A 20,525-nucleotide genomic window follows, 5' to 3' on the forward strand; every position below is an offset into this window, starting at 1 on the left:
GCACAGGCACCGGCACACCAGGCAACCTCTAGGAGCTGTCATGAAGGACGCCTTCGGTCTCCCCCAGTCCCTGCTCGTCCTCGGCGGTACGTCGGAGATCGCGCTGGCCACCGCCCGCCGGCTGATCGCCCGCCGTACCCGCACGGTCTGGCTGGCAGGCCGCCCGTCGCCCGCGCTGGAGGAGGCCGCAGGGCGGTTGCGCGGGCTGGGGGCCGATGTGCACACCGTCGCCTTCGACGCGCTCGACCCCTCCTCCCACGAGGCCGTGCTGGGCAAGGTCTTCGCCGAGGGCGACATCGACATGGTGCTGCTCGCCTTCGGCCTCCTCGGCGACCAGGCCCGCGACGAGCGGGACCCGGAGGCGGCGGTGCGGGTCGCGCAGACCAACTACACCGGCGCGGTCTCGGCGGGCCTGGTGTGCGCCCGCTCGCTCCAGTCCCAGGGGCACGGCTCGCTGGTCGTCATGTCCTCCGTCGCGGGCGAGCGGGCCCGCCGCGCGAACTTCATCTACGGCTCCAGCAAGGCCGGACTCGACGCCTTCGCCCAGGGGCTGGGCGACGCGCTGCACGGCACGGGCGTGCACGTCATGGTCGTACGCCCCGGGTTCGTCCGGACGCGGATGACCGCCGGACTGCCCGAGGCACCCCTCGCGACGACGCCCGAGGCGGTGGCGACGGCCGTCGAGCTGGGGCTGCGGCGCCGCTCGGAGACGGTGTGGGTGCCGGGCGCGCTGCGCGTGGTGATGTCGGCGCTGCGGCACATGCCGCGCGGGGTGTTCCGGCGGCTGCCGATCTGACCTACCGGCGGATCACCAGGTCGGGACCGAGCCGCGCTCCACGTGTCCGGCCTGGGGCGGGACGACCGAGCCGCCGAAGGGGAACTCGCGGAGCTTGCGCCAGACGCCGTCGGCGCCCTGTTCGTAGAGGGCGAAGCCGGTGCACGGCCACTCGGCCTCGTAGCCGGCGAGTTCCTCGAAGGCGCGGTCCATGGCCGCCTCGTCGATGCCGTGCGCCACGGTGACGTGGGGGTGGTACGGGAACTGCAGTTCGCGTGCGACCGGCCCGGCGGGGTCGCGGACCTGATCCTGGAGCCGCGTGCAGGCCTCCGCTCCCGCGACGACCCGGACGAAGACGACCGGGGACAGGGGCCGGAAGGTGCCGGTCCCCGACAGCCGCATCGGGAACGGCCGGCCGGCCGCGGCGACCTCGGTCAGGTGCGCCTCGACGGCCGGCAGGGCGGACTCGTCGATCTCCGTCGGCGGCAGCAGGGTGACGTGCGTGGGGATGCCGTGAGCCGCGGCGTCGCCGAAGCCCGCGCGCAGCTGCTGAAGCCGGCTGCCGTGAGGCTCCGGGACCGCGATCGAGACACCGATCGTTACGGTCCCCACGTCGTCTCCTGTCGTTAAGTTTGCGGGTCGCTGATACGACCACCCGGTTATCGACTGTACGGCCACGACCCGGTTACAGGCAGGCGCAACCGGAGTGATGTACAGCGCTGTGCGGTGGTACGGCCGTGCGCGGGAGCGGGTTCAGTGCTTGGCGGGCAGGAAGCCGACCTTGTCGTACGCCTGGGCGAGGGTCTCCGCGGCGACGGCACGGGCCTTCTCGGCGCCCTTGGCCAGGATCGAGTCGAGCGTCTCCGGGTCGTCCAGGTACTGCTGGGTGCGCTCCCGGAACGGCGTCACGAACTCGACCATGACCTCGGCGAGGTCCGTCTTGAGCGCGCCGTAGCCCTTGCCGGCGTACTTCTCCTCCAGCTCCGCGATGCCCTCCCCGGTGAGGGTCGAGTAGATCGTGAGGAGGTTGCTGATGCCCGGCTTGTTCTCGACGTCGTAGCGGATCACCGTGTCCGTGTCGGTGACCGCGCTCTTGACCTTCTTGGCGGTGGTCTTCGGCTCGTCGAGGAGGTTGATGAGGCCCTTCGGCGTGGACGCCGACTTGCTCATCTTGATCGACGGGTCCTGAAGGTCGTAGATCTTCGCCGTCTCCCGCAGGATGTACGGCTTCGGGACGGTGAAGGTCTGGCCGAAACGGCCGTTGAAGCGCTCGGCGAGGTCGCGGGTCAGCTCGACGTGCTGGCGCTGGTCCTCGCCGACCGGGACCTCGTGCGCCTGGTAGAGCAGGATGTCGGCGACCTGGAGGATCGGGTACGTGAACAGGCCGACGGAGGCGCGCTCGGCGCCCTGCTTGGCGGCCTTGTCCTTGAACTGCGTCATCCGGCCGGCCTCGCCGAAGCCGGTGAGGCAGTTCATGACCCAGGCGAGCTGGGCGTGCTCGGGGACGTGGCTCTGGACGAAGAGCGTGCAGCGGTCCGGGTCCAGCCCCGCGGCGAGCAGCTGGGCGGCGGCCAGGCGCGTGTTCGCACGCAGGTCCTTCGGGTCCTGCGGGATGGTGATCGCGTGCAGGTCGACGACCATGTAGAAGGCGTCGTGGGTCTCCTGGAGGGCCACCCACTGGCGGACGGCGCCGAGGTAGTTGCCGAGGTGGAACGAGCCGGCGGTGGGCTGGATACCGGAGAGCACGCGGGGTCGGTCAGAGGCCATGTTGCTTATTGTCTCAGAGGCCCGCGGGTGGTTCCGGCGGTGGGGAACTGCGGACCCGTCGTGGCAGGTCGCGCAGTTCCCCGCGCCCCTTACGGGGCGCTTCAGCCGAGGTCGATCTCGGGGTACAGCGGGAAGGCCGCCACCAGGTCCGTCGCGCGGTGGCTGATCTCGTCGGCGATCTTCGCGTCGAGGACGTGGGCCGCCTTGGACGGGGCGCCCGACTTGGTCGTGCCCGGCTCGGTGGTGGTGAGCACGCGGTCGATCAGGCCGGCGACCTCGTCCATCTCCGCCGTGCCGAGGCCCCGGGTGGTCAGGGCCGGGGTGCCGATGCGGATGCCGGAGGTGTACCAGGCGCCGTTCGGGTCGGCGGGGATCGCGTTGCGGTTGGTGACGATGCCCGACTCGAGCAGGGCGGCCTCGGCCTGGCGGCCGGTGAGACCGTAGGAGGAGGCGACGTCGATCAGGTTCAGGTGGTTGTCCGTGCCGCCCGTCACGAGGGTCGCGCCGCGGCGCATCAGGCCTTCGGCGAGGGCGCGGGAGTTGTCGACGATGCGCTGGGCGTAGTCGCGGAAGGACTCCTGGCGGGCCTCGGCGAAGGCGACCGCCTTGGCGGCCATCACGTGCGGGAGCGGGCCGCCGAGGACCATCGGGCAGCCGCGGTCGACCTGGTCCTTCAGGGAGTCGTCGCACAGGACCATGCCGCCGCGCGGGCCGCGCAGCGACTTGTGCGTGGTCGTCGTCACGATCTGGGCGTGCGGGACCGGGTCGAAGTCGCCGGTCAGGACCTTGCCCGCGACCAGCCCGGCGAAGTGCGCCATGTCGACCATGAGCGTCGCGCCGACCTCGTCGGCGATCTCGCGCATGATCCGGAAGTTCACCAGACGGGGGTACGCGGAGTAGCCGGCGACGATGATCAGCGGCTTGAACTCGCGGGCCGAGGTGCGCAGGGCCTCGTAGTCGATGAGGCCGGTGGCCGGGTCCGTGCCGTAGGAGCGCTGGTCGAACATCTTGCCGGAGATGTTCGGGCGGAAGCCGTGGGTGAGGTGGCCGCCGGCGTCCAGGGACATGCCCAGCATGCGCTGGTTGCCGAAGGCGCGGCGCAGCTCCGCCCAGTCGGCCTCGGAGAGGTCGTTGACCTGGCGGGCGCCGGCCTTCTCCAGGGCCGGGACCTCGACGCGCTGGGCGAGGACCGACCAGAAGGCGACGAGGTTGGCGTCGATGCCGGAGTGCGGCTGGACGTAGGCGTGGCGGGCGCCGAAGAGTTCCTTGGCGTGCTCGGCGGCGAGGGACTCGACGGTGTCGACGTTGCGGCAGCCGGCGTAGAAGCGGCGGCCGATGGTGCCCTCGGCGTACTTGTCGCTGAACCAGTTGCCCATGGCCAGGAGGGTGGCCGGGGAGGCGTAGTTCTCGGAGGCGATCAGCTTGAGCATCTCGCGCTGGTCGGCGACCTCCTGGCCGATGGCGTCGGCCACGCGCGGCTCGACGGCGCGGATGACGTCGAGGGCGGCGCGGTAGGCGGTGGAAGCGGTGGAGAGGGGCTCGGCTGGCATGTGTGGACCTCCGGACGTTGCGTTCAGCGTTCACGGTACGGCCCAGGCGCACGGCACGGTTCCGGTACCCGGCGTTCAGCCAGGTCCGGGGGCCGCTCCCCGATGGTCGGTCCCATCCCAGCACGCCAGTCACGGCCCGGGGGCAGCCTACCCGGTGAGGGGGCGGGGGAGCATCTGCCGGGGGTCGGCTAAAGGATCACGTGGGGCAGGAAGCGGGCGTACTCGTCCGTGATCAAGCCCGATGATTCGCGGATGCCCAGGCCCGCCGACTCGTTCTCCACCACCCACGCGCCCAGGACCACGTGGTTGCCGTCGAAGTCGGGCAGGGGAGCCAGTTGCTGGTAGCAGCAGGGTTCGTCGCGGAGGGTGGGAGGGGATCCGGGGTCGTGGATCGTGACGCCCGCGCCCTCTCGGCCCAGGAGGGGCTTGGCCACCCAGCCCTTCGTGGACAGGTCCCGGGGGCCGTCGAGGTAGGCCGGGAGGAGGTTGGGGTGGCCGGGGTGGAGCTCCCAGAGGATCGCGAGCAGTGCCTTGTTGCTGAGGAGCATTTTCCAGGCCGGCTCGATCCAGAGGGTCGTGCCCGTGCCGCCGCCGTTGTCGAGGGTGTCCAGGACGTGGTCGGCGAAGCGGTCGGTGGTGAGCCACTCCCAGGGGTAGAGCTTGAAGATGCTGCGGATGAAGCGGAGGCGGTTGTCGACGAAGCGGCCGGAGAGGCGGTCCCAGCCGATCTCCTCCATGGAGATCCAGTCGGTGGCCAGGCCTGCTTGCTCGGCCGTTTCCTTCAGGTAGGCGACCGTCATCATGTCCTCGCCGAGTTCGTCGGCGGAGGAGTACGCGAAGTACAGGGGGCTGCCCGGCGGGAGGAGGGCGGCCTGTTTCCTCCAGGCGTCGATCAGTCGCTCGTGGAGGGAGTTCCACTGGTCGGCGCCGGGGAAGCGGTCCTCCATCCAGAACCACTGGGGGGACGCGGCCTCGACCAGTGAGGTGGGGGTGTCGGCGTTGTACTCCAGGAGCTTGGCCGGGCCGGTGCCGTCGTAGCGGAGGTCGAAACGGCCGTAGACGGAGGGGAGTTCGGCACGGCGGTGCCAGGACTCGGCGACCGTCCGGGCCACGCGGGGATCGGTGATGCCCAGGTCCGCGAAACGGTCTTCCGTGACGATGTGGTCGGCCGCCGCCAGGCACATGCGGTGGAGTTCCTCGACGACCTCTTCCAGGGCCTCGATCTCCTCGAGGGTGAAGGCGTAGTAGGCGCTTTCGTCCCAGTAGGGGCGCAGGGAGTCGTCGGGGTAGCGGGTGAGGGGGTAGATCAGGCCCTGTTCCTCGACGGTCTGCTGCCAGCCGGGGCGGGGGGTGATGGTGCGGCGTTCCATGCGCGTACGGCCCGGTCAGCCGCCGCCGCTGCCGGAGCCGGAGCAGCCGAAGCCGCCCCGGTCGACGGCCTCGCTGCGGCTGAAGGTGCCGTTGTCGGCGTAGCGGCCGCTGACGTCGGCGTCGTAGTACCAGTCGGCGTTCGTGGTGCTGGTCTTGCCGGTCTTCTTGCGGCCCTTGCCGGAGGAGGAGGACGAGGAGCCCGACTTGCAGTTCTTGTCGGCGACGATCTTGTAGCCGTTGATGTAGTCGTAGCTGTCCCGGTCCACGCAGCGGCGGTCCGGGTCGGAGCCGCATGCGGACAGGGCCGCCGCGAGGACACCCATGCCGCCCAGCACCACCGTGCTGGAGCGCAGTCGTCGCCGTGTTTCAGCCATTGCGTGTCTCCCCGTGTCCCCGTGTCCCCGTGCACTGCGTGTCTCTGTCATGTACTGCCGAGCGGCCAGCCTAGAGACCGGTGTGAACGGACGTACATGACCCCCCGGTTCACGCCCCCTCCCCTACTGTCGTTTTGTGATCTTTGGATTGGTGTGCGCCCTTGATGCGGCGGTCTGCTTCGGTACGGCGACGGTGTTGCAGGCGATGGCCGCGCGGGCGGTGGCGAGCGGCCCGGGCGGGGACGTGGCGCTGTTGTGGCGGGCGCTGCGGCAGTGGCGGTATCTGGCCGGGCTCGGGATGGACGGGCTCGGCTTCCTGCTCCAGATCGTCGCGCTGCGGTCGGTGCCGATCTACGCCGTGGGGGCGGCGCTGGCCGCGAGCCTCGCGGTGACGGCCGTGGTCGCGGCGCGGCTGCTCGGGGTGCGGCTGAGCCGTATGGAGTGGGCGGCGGTGGGGGTGGTGTGCGCCGGGCTCGCGCTGCTGGGGTCGGCGTCCGGTGCGGAGGGCGACGAGGGCGGGCCGGTCTGGCTGAAGTGGGCCATGCTCGCGGCGGCGGGCGGGGTGCTGCTGCTCGGGTCGGTGGGCGGGCGGTTGCCGGAGCGGGGACGGGCGCTCGCGCTCGGGTTGGGCGCCGGGCTCGGGTTCGGGGTGGTGGAGGTGGCGGTGCGGCTCATCGACGGGCTGGCGCCCGGTGCGCTCGCCACGAACCCGGCGGTGTACGCGCTGCTGCTCGGCGGCGGGGCCGCGTTCCTGTTGCTGACCTCCGCCCTCCAGCGCGGGTCGGTGACGACGGCGACCGCCGGGCTGGTGCTCGGGGAGACCGTCGCGCCCGCGCTGATCGGCGTGGTGTGGCTCGGGGACCGTACGCGGCCGGGGCTGGGCTGGCTGGCGGTGTTCGGTTTCGCGGTGGCGGTGGCCGGGGCGCTGGTGTTGTCGCGGTTCGGTCAGGCGCCGGTCGAGCAGGGCGCGAGCACGGTTACGCCCAGGTGATCGGGGAGCTCACGCCCAGGTGATCCGGGGTGTTTCCCACGTGCCGGAAAGCTTCACTTTCCGGACGATCGGAAAATTGTTTGTTGAATCTTGAACGCGGGTGAACCGCTTTCCGTATGGGACGGCGTGACCAGTAATCCCGTCACGGTCACCGTGGCCTATCGCGTGACGCCGGGCCGTGCGGCCGACTTCCACTCCTGGGGGTGGGCCATGCTGGGCGCGACCGCGCGGCAACCGGGGTTTCTGGGGGGTGGGGTACTTGTCGACGGAGGGGCGGAGTGGCATGTCGTCTATCGCTTCGCCAGCGAGGGTTCGGCCCTGGCCTGGGAGGCATCGCCTTCCCGGGCACAGTGGGACGGCCGGCTGGACGGGCTCGCCCAGGAGACGGAGCGCAGGCGGGTACCGGGGCCCCGGGCCTGGTTCGAGGCGCAGACTCTGACACCCGCGCCGCCGGCTCCGCCGTCGAAATGGAAACTGTGGTTCGTGAATATGAGCGCGGTTTTTCCGCCGGTGCTCCTGTTCAATCTGACGGTGCTTCCCTATCTCGGTGACCTCAATGCGCTGATCCGCACGTTGTTGTTGTGTCTGTGCGTGACGGCCCTTGTCACCTGGATTCTCATGCCGCGGCTCCAGCGTTTCTTCAGGAAATGGCTGTACCCGTCGCTCCAGGCGCTCCGCGGACGGCACAAACGCCGGGCCACGTAGGCCCGCGAACGAACAGAGGGAGGTGGGCGGGTGAAGACCCTGCTCATCGACAATTACGACTCGTACACGTACAACCTGTTCCAGCTGATCGCCGGGGTCAACGGCGAGGAGCCGGTGGTCATCCGCAACGACGCCGCGGTCGAGGCGGTGCCGGATCTCCTGGAGTTCGACAACCTGGTGGTCTCCCCGGGGCCCGGGCACCCGGCGGACGCGCGTGACTTCGGCATCGCGGCCAGGCTGGTCGCGACCTCCCCGGTCCCGGTGCTCGGCGTGTGTCTCGGTCATCAGGGGATCGCGCTCGGGGAGCGGGGGGTGGTGGGGCCCGCGCCGGTGCCGCGGCACGGGCACCTGTCCACGATCCGGCATGACGAGCGCGACCTGTTCCAGGGCCTGCCGCAGCACTTCACCGCCGTCCGCTACCACTCGCTGTCCGTGCGCGAGCCGCTGCCGGAGATGCTGGAGGCCACGGCCTGGGCGGAGGACGGCGTCCTGATGGGACTGCGGCACCGCACCCGGCCGCTGTGGGGCGTGCAGTTCCACCCGGAGTCCGTCCTCACGGAGTTCGGCCATCGCATGCTCGTGAACTTCCGCAACCTGACCGCGGAGCGGGCCGGCAAGCTGCGGACGAAGAACACGGCGGTCCCGGCACCGGAGGCGGTCCGACGGCGCGTGGTGGTACCGGAGTGCGAGGTCAAAGTCGCCCGGTCGTCGGCGAGGGGCGGTCGGCCTGCGGCCGTGGGCCGGGCAGCGGTGATCCGGTCGGCCGGGGCCGCCTGGTTCGGTGGTGCCGTGCCGTCCGGAGCGGCCGATCCGTCCGCAGCGCCTGGTCGGCCCGGCGGGGCCGACCCGTCCACAGCGTCCCGTCGGCCCAGCCGGGCCGACCAGTCCACCGACACCGGGATGGCCGACGGGATGGTGCCGACCGACGAGACAGCGCCCTCCTCCGGAGCCAGTCCCGCCGGCGCGGCCGGACCGTCCGCCGGGGCCGGGCCGTCCGCCGGGGCCGGGGCTTCCTCCGGTACCGGTCCATCCGCCGGGGCCGGGTCGGCCGTAGGGCCTGGTCAGTCCGGTGGGGCCGGTCCCTCCTTCGGCCCCGGGACGGCCGACGGGATGGTGCCGACCGACGAGACAGCGCCCTCCTCCGGAGCCAGTTCCGCCGGCGCGGCCGGGCCGTCCGCCGGGGCCGGACCGTCCGCCGGTACCGGTCCATCCACCGGGGCCGGGTCGGCCGTAGGGCCTGGTCCGTCCGGTGGGGCCGGTCCGTCCTTCGGCCCCGGGACGGCCGACGGGATGGTGCCGACCGACGAGACAGCGCCCTCCTCCGGAGCCAGTCCCGCCGGCGCGGCCGGGCCGTCCGCCGGGGCCGGACCGTCCGCCGGTACCGGTCCATCCACCGGGGCCGGGCCGTCGGCGGGGCCTGGCCGGTCCCTCACGGCCGGGCCGTCCGCCGGGGCCCAGTCGTCCAGAGGCCCTGGCCGGTTCGGCGGGGCCGGTCCATCCGCAGGACCCGGGCCGTCCGGTCGGGCCGATCCGTCCGCAGGGCCCGGGCCGTCCGGTGGGGTCGACCCGTCCCCCGGCTCCGGGATGGTGCCCGAGGTTGGCACGGCCGCGGGGCGTGAGCCGTGTGGTGAGGCCGGGGCGGTCGTCAGCCCTGCCTCCGCCACCATCCCCCGGCCCCGTCGCCCCCACCGCGTCGGGTATCGGCTGCACACTCGGCGGATCGCCGGGGCCGTGGATGTCGAGGCGGCCTTCGTGCGGATGTGCGCGGGGGCCTCGCCGGCGTTCTGGCTGGACAGTTCGCTCGTGGAGCCGGGGCGGTCGCGGTTCTCGTTCTTCGGGGACGGCAGCGGGCCGCTCGCCGAGTTCGTGCGGTACGACGTCGAAAGCGGGCGTTGTGAGATCGAGCGGGCGGGGCGGCCGGTGCGGAAGGTCGCGGCCAGTGTCTTCGACTACCTCAAGCGGCAGTTGACCAACCGCCGCGTGGACGCGACCGGGCTGCCGTTCGACTTCACCGGGGGCTACGTCGGCTACTTCGGCTACGAGGTGAAGGCGGACTGCGGGTCGCCCAACCGTCACCGCTCCCCGGTCCCGGACGCCGCCTGGCTGTTCGCCGACCGGGTGATCGCGGTGGACCACCAGGAGGGCTTCACGTACGCCGTCTGCCTCGCGGAGGACACCCCGCAGGCCGCCCGGGAGGCCGCCGACTGGCTGGAGAGCGCCCTGGCCGACCTCACCTGCGTGGCGACGGAACGGCCGCCGCTGCCCGCGCCGCCGGCCCCGGCGGACCCCGGCGCCGCCGAGCCGTGGCTGGTGCGCGACCGGGCGACGTATCTCGCGGACATCCAGGCGTGCCAGCGGGAGTTGCGCGCGGGCACCAGCTACGAGGTCTGCCTGACCAACGCCGCCCGCTTGCCCGCACCGCCCGACGCGTTCGCGTTCTACCGGACGCTGCGCCGCGACAACCCGGCCCCCTACGCGGCGTTCCTGAGGTTCGGGGAGCTGGAGGTGGCCGGGTCCTCGCCCGAGCGGTTCCTGCGGATCGGTCGGGACGGCACCGTCGAGGCCAGGCCCATCAAGGGGACCGCGCCGAGGGGCGACGGGCCGGAGGAGGACGCCCGGCTGCGGGACGCTCTCGCGTCGGACGCCAAGACCAGGGCCGAGAACCTGATGATCGTCGATCTGCTCCGCAACGACCTGGGCCGGGTCTGCCGGACGGGGTCGGTACGCGTCCCCAAGCTCATGGACACGGAGACGTACGCCACCGTGCACCAGCTCGTCTCGACCGTGGAGGGCAGGCTGCGGGCGGAGACGGACGCGGTGGACTGTGTCCGGGCCTGTTTCCCCGGCGGCTCGATGACCGGCGCGCCGAAGCTGCGCACGCTGGAGATCATCGACTCGCTGGAGTCCGAGGCCCGGGGCGTGTACTCGGGCGCCCTCGGTTACTTCGGGTGCGGCGGCGGAGCGGATCTCAGCATCGTCATCCGTACCGCCGTGTTCGCCGACGGCCAGATGCACCTGGGTGCGGGCGGGGCGATCGTCCTCGGCTCCGATCCGGACGCGGAGTACGAGGAGATGCTGCTGAAGACCGCGGCCCCGATGCGGGCCCTGCACCAGCACACGGCCGACCGGATCCGGCGGCAGGCCCCGCCCGGTGACCGGGCCGGGGCGGCCGGGGAGGCCCGGCGATGACCAGTCCGCAGGTCGCGCCGCACCCCGTCGAGGCCGAGGCTCCCGGGAACCTCGCGGCCCAGCTCGAAGAGCTCGCCGAGCGGCGCGGGTGGGGCGGGCGGACCGCCTTCCACCAGGGACACCGGGCCTGGACCCACGGCGAGGTGCACGACCTCGCGGCCCGGGCCGCGACCGTGCTCGCCGGGCACGGGGTGCGCCCCGGGGACCGTGTGCTGCTGGCGCTGCCCGACTCCCTCGCCTGGGTGACGGCCTTCCTCGCCACCGCCCGTCTCGGCGCCGTCGCGGTCCTGGTCAACCCCGAACTCCCCGCGGCCGACCACGCGTTCCTGGCCGAGGACACCGGGGCCGGGCTCTGTGTGACGGGGCCGGGCCTGGAGGAGCGGTTCGCCGGACGAGCCCGTCTGGGCGCCGACCAGCTCATGGCGCTCGCCCCCGCCGCCGAGCCCGCGCCCGTCCACCAGGCCCACGCGCACACCCCGCTCTACGTCCAGTACACCTCCGGCACCACGGGCCGCCCCAAGGGCGTCGTGCACACGCACGGCGACCCACGGACGTACCACGACCTCGTCGGCCGGCGGGTGCTGCGGATCACCGCGGAGGACGTCACCCTGTCGGTGTCGAAGCTGTTCTTCGCCTACGGCTTCGGCAACGCCTTCGTCTTCCCGCTGTTCTCCGGCTCGTCCGTGGTGCTGGTGGACCGGCGCCCCACCCCGGCGACCATCGACGAACTCGTCGCCCGGCACCGGGTGACGCTGCTGTACTCCGTGCCGTCCGCCTACGCGGCGCTGGTGGCCGAGCGGGGCCACGGGCACGAGGACTGCTTCGCCTCGGTGCGGGCCGCGGTGTCGGCCGGCGAGGGGCTGCCGGAGGGGCTCGCCCAGCAGGTGACCGCGTTGCTCGGCGCCCCGGTGCTGGAGCAGATCGGCTCCACGGAGGCCGGTCACGCGTTCTGCGCCAACGGTTTCGCCCACAACCACCCGGGGACCGTCGGCCGTCCCGTGCCCGGCTTCGAGGTGGAGCTGCGCAACCGGGACGGCCACCCGGTGCCGGAGGGCGAGGAGGGCGAGATGTGGGTGCGCGGGCCGACGGTGACGCCCGGCTATCTGAACCGGCCCGAGGAGACCGCCCGGACCCTGGTCGGCGGCTGGCTGGCCACCCGCGACCGGGCGTGCCGCGAACCGGACGGCTCCTACCGGCATCTGGGCCGGGCCGACGACATGGAGATGGTCGGCGGTATCACCGTCTCCCCGCTGGAGGTGGAGGCCGTGCTGCGCGGCCATCCGGCGGTGCGGGAGGTGGTGGTCGCGGCCGTGCCCGACGGGCGGGGCGCGAACCGGTTGCGGGCCTTCGTGGTCCCCGACCCGCCGGTGCGGGACGGCCTTGGCGGACGAGCTCATCGGCCTGGCCCGGGAGAGCCTCGCCGCGTTCAAGGTCCCCCGCAGCGTCAGCTTCGTCCCGTCGCTGCCGCGCACCCCGACCGGGAAGCTGCGCCGCCATCTGGTGCGACGGGGCGCCTGGTGAACCCCGCAGAGAGGAACGATCCCGTGCGACCACCCCTGTTCACCGACCGCGGCTTCTATCTGGGACCGGTCTTCCGCCGTGCGGCCGACCGGCACGGGGCCGTCTTCGTCACCCTGGACCGGCCACTGGACGTCGCCCCCTCCCTCGGGGTCGACCTGAGTTACACCGTGCTGGCCGACCTGGTGGAGGACCTGTCCGGGCGGCTGTGGGAGGCCGGGGTGCGGCCCTCGGAGCAGGTCGTCGTGCACAAGGCGGACAACGTCGACATCGTGCTGCTGACCTGCGCCGTCTCCCGTATCGGCGCCGTGCCGGTGCTGCTGTCGCCCGCGCTGGCACCGGCGGTGGCCGGGCAGCTCCTTCAGCGGCTGCGCCGGCCCTGGCTGCTCACCGACGGCGCCACGCTGGACGGCCTGAGGGAGCTCGCCCGGTCCGGGCTGGTGCGGCGGACGCTCTGCGTGGACGACGCGCCCGGGGCGGAGCCCCTGGCGAAATACGCCGGCGCCGAGCCTCCCCCACCGGTCCGGCTGCATCCTCGCGAACCGGCCCTGATCACCCACAGTTCGGGCACGACCGGCGTGCCCAAACTGGCCGTGCACTGCGCGCACACCATGTGGAACCGGCTGGTGCCGCAGCAGGCACTGGGCCGGCCCACGCGGGGCGAGCCGGCGGCGCTGCACATGTCGTTCGTGCACTCGCGCTTCTACCATCTGCTCGGCGTCCTGCTGCACTTCGGCAGCCCGCTCGTGCTGATCACCGACCCGGATCCGGCCGCGGTGGGTCCGCTGCTGGCCCGGCACCGGCCCGGCATCGTGGAGACACACCCCAACACGTTCGTGCTGTGGGAGGAACTGGCCGACGCGCCCGGTGCCCCGCTGTCCCGGGTACGGGCGTACGGCTCCACGTTCGACGCGATCCATCCGCGCACCGTACGGCGGCTGCTGGGCGCCTCGCGGCGCCGTACGCCCTGGCTGATCCAGCTGTACGGGCAGAGCGAGACGGGCCCGGTGGCGTTCCAGGTGGTGACCCGGCGCAGTGCGGCCCGCGCGGACGGCCGCCGCGTCGGGTTCGGGATACCGGGCTTCACCCGGGTCCGGGTCACCGGCGCCGGGGGCCGGCGGGTCCCGCCCGGCACCCCGGGCCGGATCGAGGCCCGCACCCGGGGCCGGATCCTCACCTACCTCGGCATGCCGGAGCGCTACGACCGTCAGCTCACCGACGGCTGGTGGGAGATGGGCGACATGGGCTACCGGAGCCGACTGGGCGCGCTGTACCTGATCGACCGCGAGGTGGACCTGATCGACGCCGTGCACAGCAATCTGGAGGTCGAGGACGTGCTGATGTCCCGGCTGGAGGAACTGCGCGAGGTCGTCATCGTGCCGGGCGCGGACCGGGAGCCGGTGCCGGTGGTGTGCGTGCGCGGCGAGCGGCCCCTGGACCCGGAGCGCTGGCGGCGGGCCACGGCCGGGCTGCCGGCGATGGCCGAGCCGCGGCAGTGGCGGTTCGAGGACCTGCCGATGACCGCGACCTGGAAGGTGAAACGGGTGGAGATCGCCCGGATGCTCACCGAAGGGGCCCGGGCATGACCCCGGTCCTGGTCGTGGGCGCCGGTCCCGTGGGCCTGTCGGCGGCTCTGGCGCTGCGGGCGCACGGGCTGCCGGCCGTCCTGCTGGAGGCGGAGCCGGAGGACCGTGAACGGCCGGGCAGCCGGGCCCTGTTCGTGCACCGGGAGACCCTCGGCCTGCTGGACGCGATGCGGCCCGGCCTCGCCGCCGAGATCACCTCGTACGGGCGGACCTGGCACACCAGGCGCACCCTCTACCGGGGACGTGAGGTCTACGCGCGCTCCTTCCCGCCCCCGTCCGGCCCGCCGCCCTTCACCAGCCTGCGCCAGACGGACACCGAGCGGTTCCTGCGGGCGGCTTGTGCGCAGGCCGGGGTGGAGTTCGTGTGGGGTGCGCGCGTGACGGGCGTGCGCACCACCGGGACGGAGGTCCGGGTGACGGACGAGGACGGGCGGGTGTGGGCCGGCGCGTTCGCGATCGCCGCCGACGGGGCCCGCTCCACGGTCCGGCGGGAGCTGGGCATCGCCCTGGAGGGCACGCGCGGCGAGGGCTTCCACGTCGTCGTGGACGTCGCCGACGTACCGGGCGCGGAGCTGCCGCTGGAGCGGGTCTTCCACTACGAGCATCCCGGGGTGGGCGGCCGCAGTGTGATGCGGGTGCCGTTCACCGGGGGTTTCCAGGTCGACCTCCAGTGCCACGACGACGACCGGCCGGAGGAGTACGGCACCGAGGAGGCCGTACGGCGCTGGCTGCCCTCGGTCGTGGGGGACGGCTACGGCGAGCGGATCCTGTGGGTGTCGACGTACCGCTTCCTGCGCAAGGTGGCGGCCTCGTTCACCGATCCGCACCGGCGGGTGCTGCTGGCCGGCGAGGCGGCGCATCTCTTCCCGCCGTTCGGGGCACGCGGGATGAACAGCGGGATCGCGGACGCGGCGGCCGCCGCCGAGGCGATCGCCGCGGGGACCGGCGAGGCGGTCGCCTCCTTCGCCGAGGTGCGGCGGGCGGCGGCCCTGTTCAACAGTGCCGCCGCCGGTGCCGCCCTGGACCACCTGCGGCCGCGCCGCCGCACCGTCCGGGTCGGACAGCGGGCGGCTGCGGCACTGGCGCCCGTGGTGCCGTGGTGCGGGTCTTGGCTGGAGCACGCGCCGTACGGGCCCCGGCACGGGGCGTCGGCCGTCGCGGGACGCACGTACTGACGCACGTACTGAGGAGGCTGTTGGTGACAAGACCGGCGGTGGCGGAAGGCCTGTGGACGTGGGCGCCCGGCCGTGGCCTGGTCCCGGCCCCGGACCGGGCGGCCGGGGGGCGGTTGCTCGCCGCGGACTCGTGGCTGGTGCGCGAAGGCCGGGTGCGGGCCTACGACCGGCACCAGGAACGGTTCGCGCGGGCCTGCGGTGACTGCGGCGGACCGAAGCCGCGCCGGCTCGTCGCGTTCTGGCAGGACGTGACCGCCGTACTGCCGCGCACGGGTGCGTGGTTCCCGCGGGTGGAACTCGCGGCGGGTTCACTGGAGTTGCGGCTGCTGCTGCGGCCCGCTCCGCCGCTCGGCACGGGGGTGCGCCTGTGGGCGGCGGGCCAGTCCGATCCGCGGACCGTGCCCCGTCGCAAGGGCCCGGACCTGGACACCCTGGCCCGGGTGCGCCGCCGGGCGTCCGGCGAGGGCGCGGAGGAGGCGGTGCTGATCGCGCCCTCGGGCACGGTGCTGGAGTCGGCCACCGCCAGCGTCCTGTGGTGGGAGGACGACACCCTGTGCCTGCCCCCGCCCCGGCTGCCCGTCCTGCCGGGTGTGACGTCCGGGCTGGTCCAGGAGCGGGCGCTGCGGTCGGGGATCCGGATCGCGCACCGGGAGCGGACCGTGGCCGAGCTGGACGGCCGTGAGGTGTGGCTGGTGAACGCGCTGCACGGGATCCGGCCGGTGACGGGCTGGATCGGGCGGCCGATGCGGGTGCCTCCGGCTCAGCGGGCCGGGGAATGGCGGGATTGGCTCGACAGCATGATGGAGCCGCTGCCGGTCGACTGAATTTCCGGTCGGCTGAATTTCCGGTCGGCTGAATTACCGGTCGGCTGAACGGAGAAAATGGCGACGTCGGGTCGAATTCGACCCGACGCACCGCTTTTCCCGTTCTCTCAGCTTTTCGGTGTCATACGTGTCGCTATCGCGATCCGGTTGTACGCGTTGATGACCGTGGCCGACCAGATGAGCGCCGCGATCTGGTTCTCGTCGAACACCCCGGCCGCCTCGGCGTACACCGCGTCCGGGACGTGGCCGTCGTGGACGAGCGTCACCGCCTCGGTCAACGCCAGTGCGGCACGCTCGCGTTCGGTGAAGAACGGCGTCTCCCGCCAGGCGTTCAGGGCGTAGATGCGCTGCTCGGTCTCGCCCTGGCCGCGGGCGTCCCGGGTGTGCATGTCGATGCAGAACGCGCAGCCGTTGATCTGCGAGGCGCGGATCCTGACCAGTTCCAGCAGTTCCGGTTCGAGTTTGGCGTCCTGGGCCGCGGAAACGGCGGCGGTGTGCAGGGAGCCCATTGCGGCGGACACGTCAGGTGTTGTTTTCTTCAGGGCCACGCGGGACGGAGAAGTGCTTTCGCTCATGGGGTGACCATATCCATTGAGCGGCATTCCGGAGGGGAATTCACGCGATTATCCGGGCAGTACCGCGCACAGCGCGTCCAGCGCCCCCGACCACGCGTGGTCCGGCGGTGTCCCGTAGCCGACGACGAGGGCGTCGGCCGGCTCGGCGACCGCGGCGGCGTGCCGGTAGCGGGCGAGTCCGTGGACCGCCAGACCCTGCCAGTGGGCCGCCTGGACCACCGACTGCTCGGTGCCGGGCGGCAGCCGCAGCAGGACGTGCAGCCCGGCCGCGATGCCGGTGATCCGGGCTTCCGGGGCCCGGGCCGCGACGGCGGCGACCAGGGCGTCGCGGCGGCGCCGGTAGCGCAGGCGGGTCGCGCGCACATGGCGGTCGTAGGCCCCGGACGTGAGGAACTCGGCCAGGGTCAGCTGGTCCAGTACCCCGCACGTGTCGACACCGCCCTTGGCCGCGGCGGTCTCCTCGGCGAGGCCCGGCGGCAGCACCATCCAGGCCAGCCGCAGCCCGGGGGCCAGGGACTTGCTCGCGGTGCCCAGATAGACCACCCGGTCGGGGTCCAGGCCCTGGAGCGCGCCCACGGGCTGCCGGTCGTAGCGGAACTCGCCGTCGTAGTCGTCCTCCAGCACCAGCCCGCCGGTGCGGCGCGCCCAGTCCACGACGGCCGCTCGGCGGTCGCGGTGCAGGGGGACGCCCATCGGGAACTGGTGGGCGGGGGTGAGGAGGACCGCGTCGGCGGCGGACAGCCCGCCGGGGTCGGTGCCCAGCCCGTCGAAGGGCAGCGGGACCGTGTGCAGACCGGACGCGGCCAGGATCCTCCAGTGCACATCGAGCCCGTACGAGTCGACGGCGACCGTCCGCGCCCCGCGCGCTCGCAGGGCCGTGCCGAGCAGCTTCAGGCCGTGCGCGAACCCGGAGCACACCACGATCCGTTCGGGGTCGGCGCGCACGCCCCGGGACCGGCTGAGGTAGCCGGCGAGCGCGGCGCGCAGTTCGGGACGGCCCCGGGGATCGCCGTAGTCGAGGGCGTGGTGGGGGGCGGCGGTCAGGGCGCGGCGGGCGGCCTTGAGCCACTCCGCGCGCGGGAAGGAGGCGAGGTCGGGGCTGCCGGGGCGCAGGTCGTAGGCGGGACGGGCGGGTTCGCGGGGGTGGGGTGCGGTGCCGGCCGGCGGTACCACCGTCCGGTCGGCGACCCGGGTCCCCGAGCCCTGCCGGGCGCTGAGCCAGCCCTCGGCGACCAGGTCGGCGTAGGCGTCGGCGACCGTGTTGCGGGCGATGCCCAGGTCGGCGGCGAGCGCGCGGGAGGAGGGCAGCCGGGTGCCGGGCGCCAGCCGGCCGGAGCGCACCGCCTCGCGCAGGGCGTCGGTGAGCCCTCGGCGCAGGCCCGGGCCGGTCGGCTCCAGGTGCAGGTCGATGCCCAAAGTGGCCCGTGGTTCCGCCATGGAAATGGACCATACCCCTGGGCTGCTTCCCTCCTAGGGTCGAGGGCATGACGACACACACCGAGGACACGACCGACCCGACGACCGTGGAGTACGCCGCCGAGCAGCCCGCCCGCCTGGACTGGGCCAAGCACGCGCCCGAGGTCTACAAGGCGATGGTCCGGCTGGAGATGGCCGCCCGGCAGGGTCTCGACCACAAGCTGTACGAGCTGGTGAAGATCCGCGCCTCCCAGATCAACCACTGCGCCTTCTGCATCGACATGCACACCAAGGACGCCCTCGCGGCGGGCGAGAGCGTCGAGCGGATCGTGCAGCTCAGCGCCTGGGACGAGTCGCGGCACTTCTACACCGCCAAGGAGCTCGCGGCCCTGGAGCTGACGGAGGCCGTGACGGTCCTGACGGACGGGTTCGTGCCGGACGAGGTGTACGAGAACGCCGCCAAGCACTTCGAGGAGGCCGAACTGGCGCAGGTGATCGCCGCGATCACGGCGATCAACGCCTGGAACCGGTTCGGGGTGACCTGCCGTATGGCGCCGGGCCACTACCAGCCGGGGCAGTACAAGTGACGGCTCGGACCCGCCTGCTCGACCCGGCGGTCGGGCGGGCCCTGTCCACGCTCAGCAAGGTCGCCAAGCAGGGCCTGGGCGACCCGGCCCTGGCCGAGCTCGTCGTGATCCGCGCCTCGCAGCTCAACCACTGCGCGTTCTGCCTCGACATGCATCTGGCGATCGCCCGCGAGTACGGGGTGAGCGAGAAGCAGCTCGATCTGCTGGCCGCGTGGGGGGAGGCCGAGGACGTCTTCGACGAGCGGGAGCGGGCCGCGCTGGCGCTGACGGAAGCGGTGACCGTGCTGACGGACGGGTTCGTGCCGGACGAGGTGTACGAGCAGGCCGCGAAGCACTTCGACGAGGCTGAACTCGCCCATCTGATCGGCCTGGTCGTCGCCGTCAACAACTGGAACCGGGTGATGGTCGGCCGCCGTGTTCCGCCAGGGGGTCACACGCCATGAGCAAGGCCGATGTGTTCCGCGCCCTGCACCACCACCGGGCCCCGGGTGATCCCCTGGTGCTGCCCGGGCCGTGGGACGCGGCCAGTGCCCGGGTGTTCGCCGAGGCCGGGTTCCCGGCGCTCGCCACGCCCAGTGCCGGGGTCGCCGCCTGCCTCGGCTACGAGGACGGGCAGGTCCCGGCCGACGAGATGTTCGCGGCGGTCGCCCGGATCGTCCGGGCCGTCGACGTGCCGGTCTCCGCCGACGTGGAGGGCGGTTACGGGATCGCGCCGAAGGAGCTCGTGGAGCGGCTGCTGGAGGTGGGGGCGGTGGGCTGCAACCTGGAGGACTCCGAGGGCGGGGTGCTCAAGGATCCGCGCGTGCACGCCGACTGGCTGGCGCAGGTGCGCGAGGCGGCCGGCGACCGGCTCTTCGTCAACGCCCGCGTGGACACCTTCGCCCGCGGGGTCGCCGATCCCGAAGCGGCCATCGAGAGGGCCGCGTTGTACGTCGCCGCGGGCGCCGACTGCGTCTACCCGATCGGCGCCCCGCCGGAGGTGCTGCCGCTGCTGCGGGCCGGTATCCAGGGGCCGATCAACGTGGTCGCGGTCCCGGGGCAGGGCCCCTCGCCCGCCGAACTCGGCGCGCGAGGGGCCACCCGGATCACCTTCGGGCCGGGGCTCCAGCGGCGGGCCACCCGCGCGCTGCGGGAGATCGCCGCCGGGCTGCGACCGTAGGGATGCTCAGGACAGCCACTTCTTCCACGTGGACCTGTGGCTGTCCACCCACTTCTTCGCCGCGTCCTCCGGCGTCATCTTCTTGTCGGCGATCATCAGGGAGACCTCGTTCTGGTCCTCGGTCGTCCACTTGAACTTCTTCAGGAAGGCCGCCGCCTTGCCGCCGTTCTTCGCGAAGCCCGAGTTCAGGTACTTCTGCAACGGCGTGTGCGGATAGGCGCAGGCGACCTTCTCCGGGTCCGCGTCGCAGCCCTCCTTGTACGGCGGCAGCTTCACCTCGGTCATGGGGACCTTTTTGAAGAGCCACTGCGGCGAGTACCAGTAGGTGAGGAAGGGCTTCTTCTCCTTGGCGAACTGCCTCATCTGGGTGATCTGCGCCGCCTCGGAGCCCGCGAACACCACCTGGTAGTCCAGCTTCAGGTTCTTCACCAGCGCCTTGTCGTTGGTGACGTAGGACGGCGAACCGTCCATCAGCTGGCCCTTGTCGCCGCTCTCCGGGGTGCGGAACAGGTGGGAGTACTTGTTGAGGTTCTTCCAGTTCGTGATGTCCGGGTGCTGCTTGGCGAGGTACGTCGGGACGAACCAGCCGATGTGGCCGGTGACGCCGAGTTCACCGCCGGGGGCGATCGTCTTCTTGTCCTTGACGTACCTCTGCTCCTGCTCGGGGTGGCCCCAGTCCTCCAGGATCGCGTCGACGCGGCCCTGGCTGAGGGCGTCCCAGGCGGGCACCTCGTCGACCTGGACGGTGTCGACGCGGTAGCCCAGTTCGTGCTCCAGGATGTACTGGGCGACGGCCACGTTGGCCTGGGCGCCCACCCAGGACTGCACGGACAGGGTCACGGTCTTGGCGCCCTGCGCGTTGGCGAAGGGCGAGGCCTGCTTGGTCATGTCGGCGGCACCGCAGCCGGTGAGCAGCGCCAGGGAGCTCACCGCGGCGACCGCGGCTGTCGTACGGACTCGCAT

The 20,525-nt window shown here is 72.7% G+C and carries 19 protein-coding genes and 1 pseudogene; 12 read left to right on the top strand and 8 right to left on the bottom strand.

Features of this window, described 5'->3' with window-relative positions:
* The first annotated feature begins 40 nt into the window (after positions 1-40).
* A complete protein-coding gene (locus tag SCNRRL3882_RS15360) occupies positions 41-796 on the top strand; it encodes a decaprenylphospho-beta-D-erythro-pentofuranosid-2-ulose 2-reductase (RefSeq protein WP_010047047.1) in 756 nt (251 codons plus the stop codon).
* Positions 797-808: 12 nt separating this feature from the next.
* Here the strand turns inward: SCNRRL3882_RS15360 and SCNRRL3882_RS15365 are convergent, their stop codons facing one another.
* The 5 genes from SCNRRL3882_RS15365 to SCNRRL3882_RS15385 all read right to left on the bottom strand — a co-directional run bounded on the left by SCNRRL3882_RS15365 (position 809) and on the right by SCNRRL3882_RS15385 (position 5,837).
* The gene (locus tag SCNRRL3882_RS15365) at positions 809-1,387 is read right to left on the bottom strand and encodes a 2'-5' RNA ligase family protein (RefSeq protein ID WP_010047042.1); all 579 of its coding nucleotides are present in this window, start codon (positions 1,385-1,387) and stop codon (positions 809-811) included.
* A 141-nt stretch (positions 1,388-1,528) separates the two neighbouring features.
* Complete coding sequence (gene trpS / locus SCNRRL3882_RS15370; protein ID WP_010047040.1) at positions 1,529-2,542, bottom strand: tryptophan--tRNA ligase; 1,014 nt, start codon at positions 2,540-2,542, stop codon at positions 1,529-1,531.
* Positions 2,543-2,643: 101 nt separating this feature from the next.
* Entirely contained in the window at positions 2,644-4,092 is a 1,449-nt protein-coding gene (locus tag SCNRRL3882_RS15375) for a glycine hydroxymethyltransferase (RefSeq protein ID WP_010047038.1), read from the bottom strand.
* Between the two features lie 188 nt (positions 4,093-4,280).
* Positions 4,281-5,462 carry a glutathionylspermidine synthase family protein gene (locus SCNRRL3882_RS15380; protein ID WP_010047036.1) on the bottom strand — a complete coding sequence of 394 codons (1,182 nt, stop codon included), beginning with the start codon at positions 5,460-5,462 and terminating at the stop codon, positions 4,281-4,283.
* A gap of 15 nt (positions 5,463-5,477) precedes the next feature.
* On the bottom strand, positions 5,478-5,837 hold the full coding sequence (locus SCNRRL3882_RS15385) for a hypothetical protein (RefSeq protein WP_029181669.1): 360 nt from the start codon (positions 5,835-5,837) through the stop codon (positions 5,478-5,480).
* Between the two features lie 148 nt (positions 5,838-5,985).
* On the opposite strand from SCNRRL3882_RS15385, the gene SCNRRL3882_RS15390 reads away from it, so the two are divergent.
* The 8 genes and pseudogenes from SCNRRL3882_RS15390 to SCNRRL3882_RS15425 all read left to right on the top strand — a co-directional run bounded on the left by SCNRRL3882_RS15390 (position 5,986) and on the right by SCNRRL3882_RS15425 (position 15,825).
* Positions 5,986-6,828 carry a hypothetical protein gene (locus tag SCNRRL3882_RS15390; protein WP_029181668.1) on the top strand — a complete coding sequence of 281 codons (843 nt, stop codon included), beginning with the start codon at positions 5,986-5,988 and terminating at the stop codon, positions 6,826-6,828.
* Positions 6,829-6,954: 126 nt separating this feature from the next.
* Complete coding sequence (locus SCNRRL3882_RS15395) at positions 6,955-7,533, top strand: antibiotic biosynthesis monooxygenase (RefSeq protein WP_010047025.1); 579 nt, start codon at positions 6,955-6,957, stop codon at positions 7,531-7,533.
* A gap of 30 nt (positions 7,534-7,563) precedes the next feature.
* Entirely contained in the window at positions 7,564-10,722 is a 3,159-nt protein-coding gene (pabB, locus tag SCNRRL3882_RS41735) for an aminodeoxychorismate synthase component I (protein WP_231911130.1), read from the top strand.
* Positions 10,719-12,035: pseudogene (locus tag SCNRRL3882_RS15410) on the top strand (AMP-binding protein); the annotation flags it as partial. The gene pabB and the pseudogene SCNRRL3882_RS15410, both read left to right, overlap by 4 nt.
* Positions 12,036-12,102: 67 nt before the next feature.
* A complete protein-coding gene (locus tag SCNRRL3882_RS42595) occupies positions 12,103-12,243 on the top strand; it encodes an AMP-binding enzyme (RefSeq protein WP_418952370.1) in 141 nt (46 codons plus the stop codon).
* Positions 12,240-13,826, top strand: coding sequence for a class I adenylate-forming enzyme family protein (locus SCNRRL3882_RS15415; RefSeq protein ID WP_050810195.1), 1,587 nt, complete (start codon positions 12,240-12,242; stop codon positions 13,824-13,826). The genes SCNRRL3882_RS42595 and SCNRRL3882_RS15415 overlap by 4 nt, the downstream gene beginning before the upstream one ends.
* Positions 13,823-15,001 carry an FAD-dependent monooxygenase gene (locus tag SCNRRL3882_RS15420; protein ID WP_010036341.1) on the top strand — a complete coding sequence of 393 codons (1,179 nt, stop codon included), beginning with the start codon at positions 13,823-13,825 and terminating at the stop codon, positions 14,999-15,001. Before SCNRRL3882_RS15415 ends, SCNRRL3882_RS15420 begins: the two co-directional genes overlap by 4 nt.
* A gap of 23 nt (positions 15,002-15,024) precedes the next feature.
* Positions 15,025-15,825, top strand: a complete 801-nt coding sequence (locus SCNRRL3882_RS15425) for an aminotransferase class IV (protein ID WP_029180937.1) — start codon at positions 15,025-15,027, stop codon at positions 15,823-15,825.
* A gap of 107 nt (positions 15,826-15,932) precedes the next feature.
* Here SCNRRL3882_RS15425 and SCNRRL3882_RS15430 read toward each other — a convergent pair whose 3' ends face one another.
* Both SCNRRL3882_RS15430 and SCNRRL3882_RS15435 read right to left on the bottom strand, forming a co-directional pair.
* Positions 15,933-16,400, bottom strand: a complete 468-nt coding sequence (locus SCNRRL3882_RS15430; RefSeq protein WP_029180938.1) for a carboxymuconolactone decarboxylase family protein — start codon at positions 16,398-16,400, stop codon at positions 15,933-15,935.
* A 48-nt stretch (positions 16,401-16,448) separates the two neighbouring features.
* Positions 16,449-17,837 (bottom strand): PLP-dependent aminotransferase family protein, encoded by a 1,389-nt coding sequence (locus SCNRRL3882_RS15435; RefSeq protein WP_029180939.1) that lies wholly within the window; start codon positions 17,835-17,837, stop codon positions 16,449-16,451.
* Between the two features lie 47 nt (positions 17,838-17,884).
* Between SCNRRL3882_RS15435 and SCNRRL3882_RS15440 the strand changes: the two genes are divergently transcribed.
* From SCNRRL3882_RS15440 to SCNRRL3882_RS15450, 3 genes are read left to right on the top strand one after another with little or no spacing between them, the layout of a single operon-like run.
* Complete coding sequence (locus SCNRRL3882_RS15440) at positions 17,885-18,403, top strand: carboxymuconolactone decarboxylase family protein (protein ID WP_010036353.1); 519 nt, start codon at positions 17,885-17,887, stop codon at positions 18,401-18,403.
* Entirely contained in the window at positions 18,400-18,846 is a 447-nt protein-coding gene (locus SCNRRL3882_RS15445; protein ID WP_010036354.1) for a carboxymuconolactone decarboxylase family protein, read from the top strand. The genes SCNRRL3882_RS15440 and SCNRRL3882_RS15445 overlap by 4 nt, the downstream gene beginning before the upstream one ends.
* Positions 18,843-19,562 carry an isocitrate lyase/PEP mutase family protein gene (locus tag SCNRRL3882_RS15450; protein WP_010036355.1) on the top strand — a complete coding sequence of 240 codons (720 nt, stop codon included), beginning with the start codon at positions 18,843-18,845 and terminating at the stop codon, positions 19,560-19,562. The genes SCNRRL3882_RS15445 and SCNRRL3882_RS15450 overlap by 4 nt, the downstream gene beginning before the upstream one ends.
* Before the next feature lie 6 nt (positions 19,563-19,568).
* Here SCNRRL3882_RS15450 and SCNRRL3882_RS15455 read toward each other — a convergent pair whose 3' ends face one another.
* Positions 19,569-20,525 carry an ABC transporter substrate-binding protein gene (locus SCNRRL3882_RS15455; protein WP_010036359.1) on the bottom strand — a complete coding sequence of 319 codons (957 nt, stop codon included), beginning with the start codon at positions 20,523-20,525 and terminating at the stop codon, positions 19,569-19,571.

The organism is Streptomyces chartreusis NRRL 3882 (genome assembly GCF_900236475.1).
GTDB classification, from domain to species: domain Bacteria; phylum Actinomycetota; class Actinomycetes; order Streptomycetales; family Streptomycetaceae; genus Streptomyces; species Streptomyces chartreusis_D.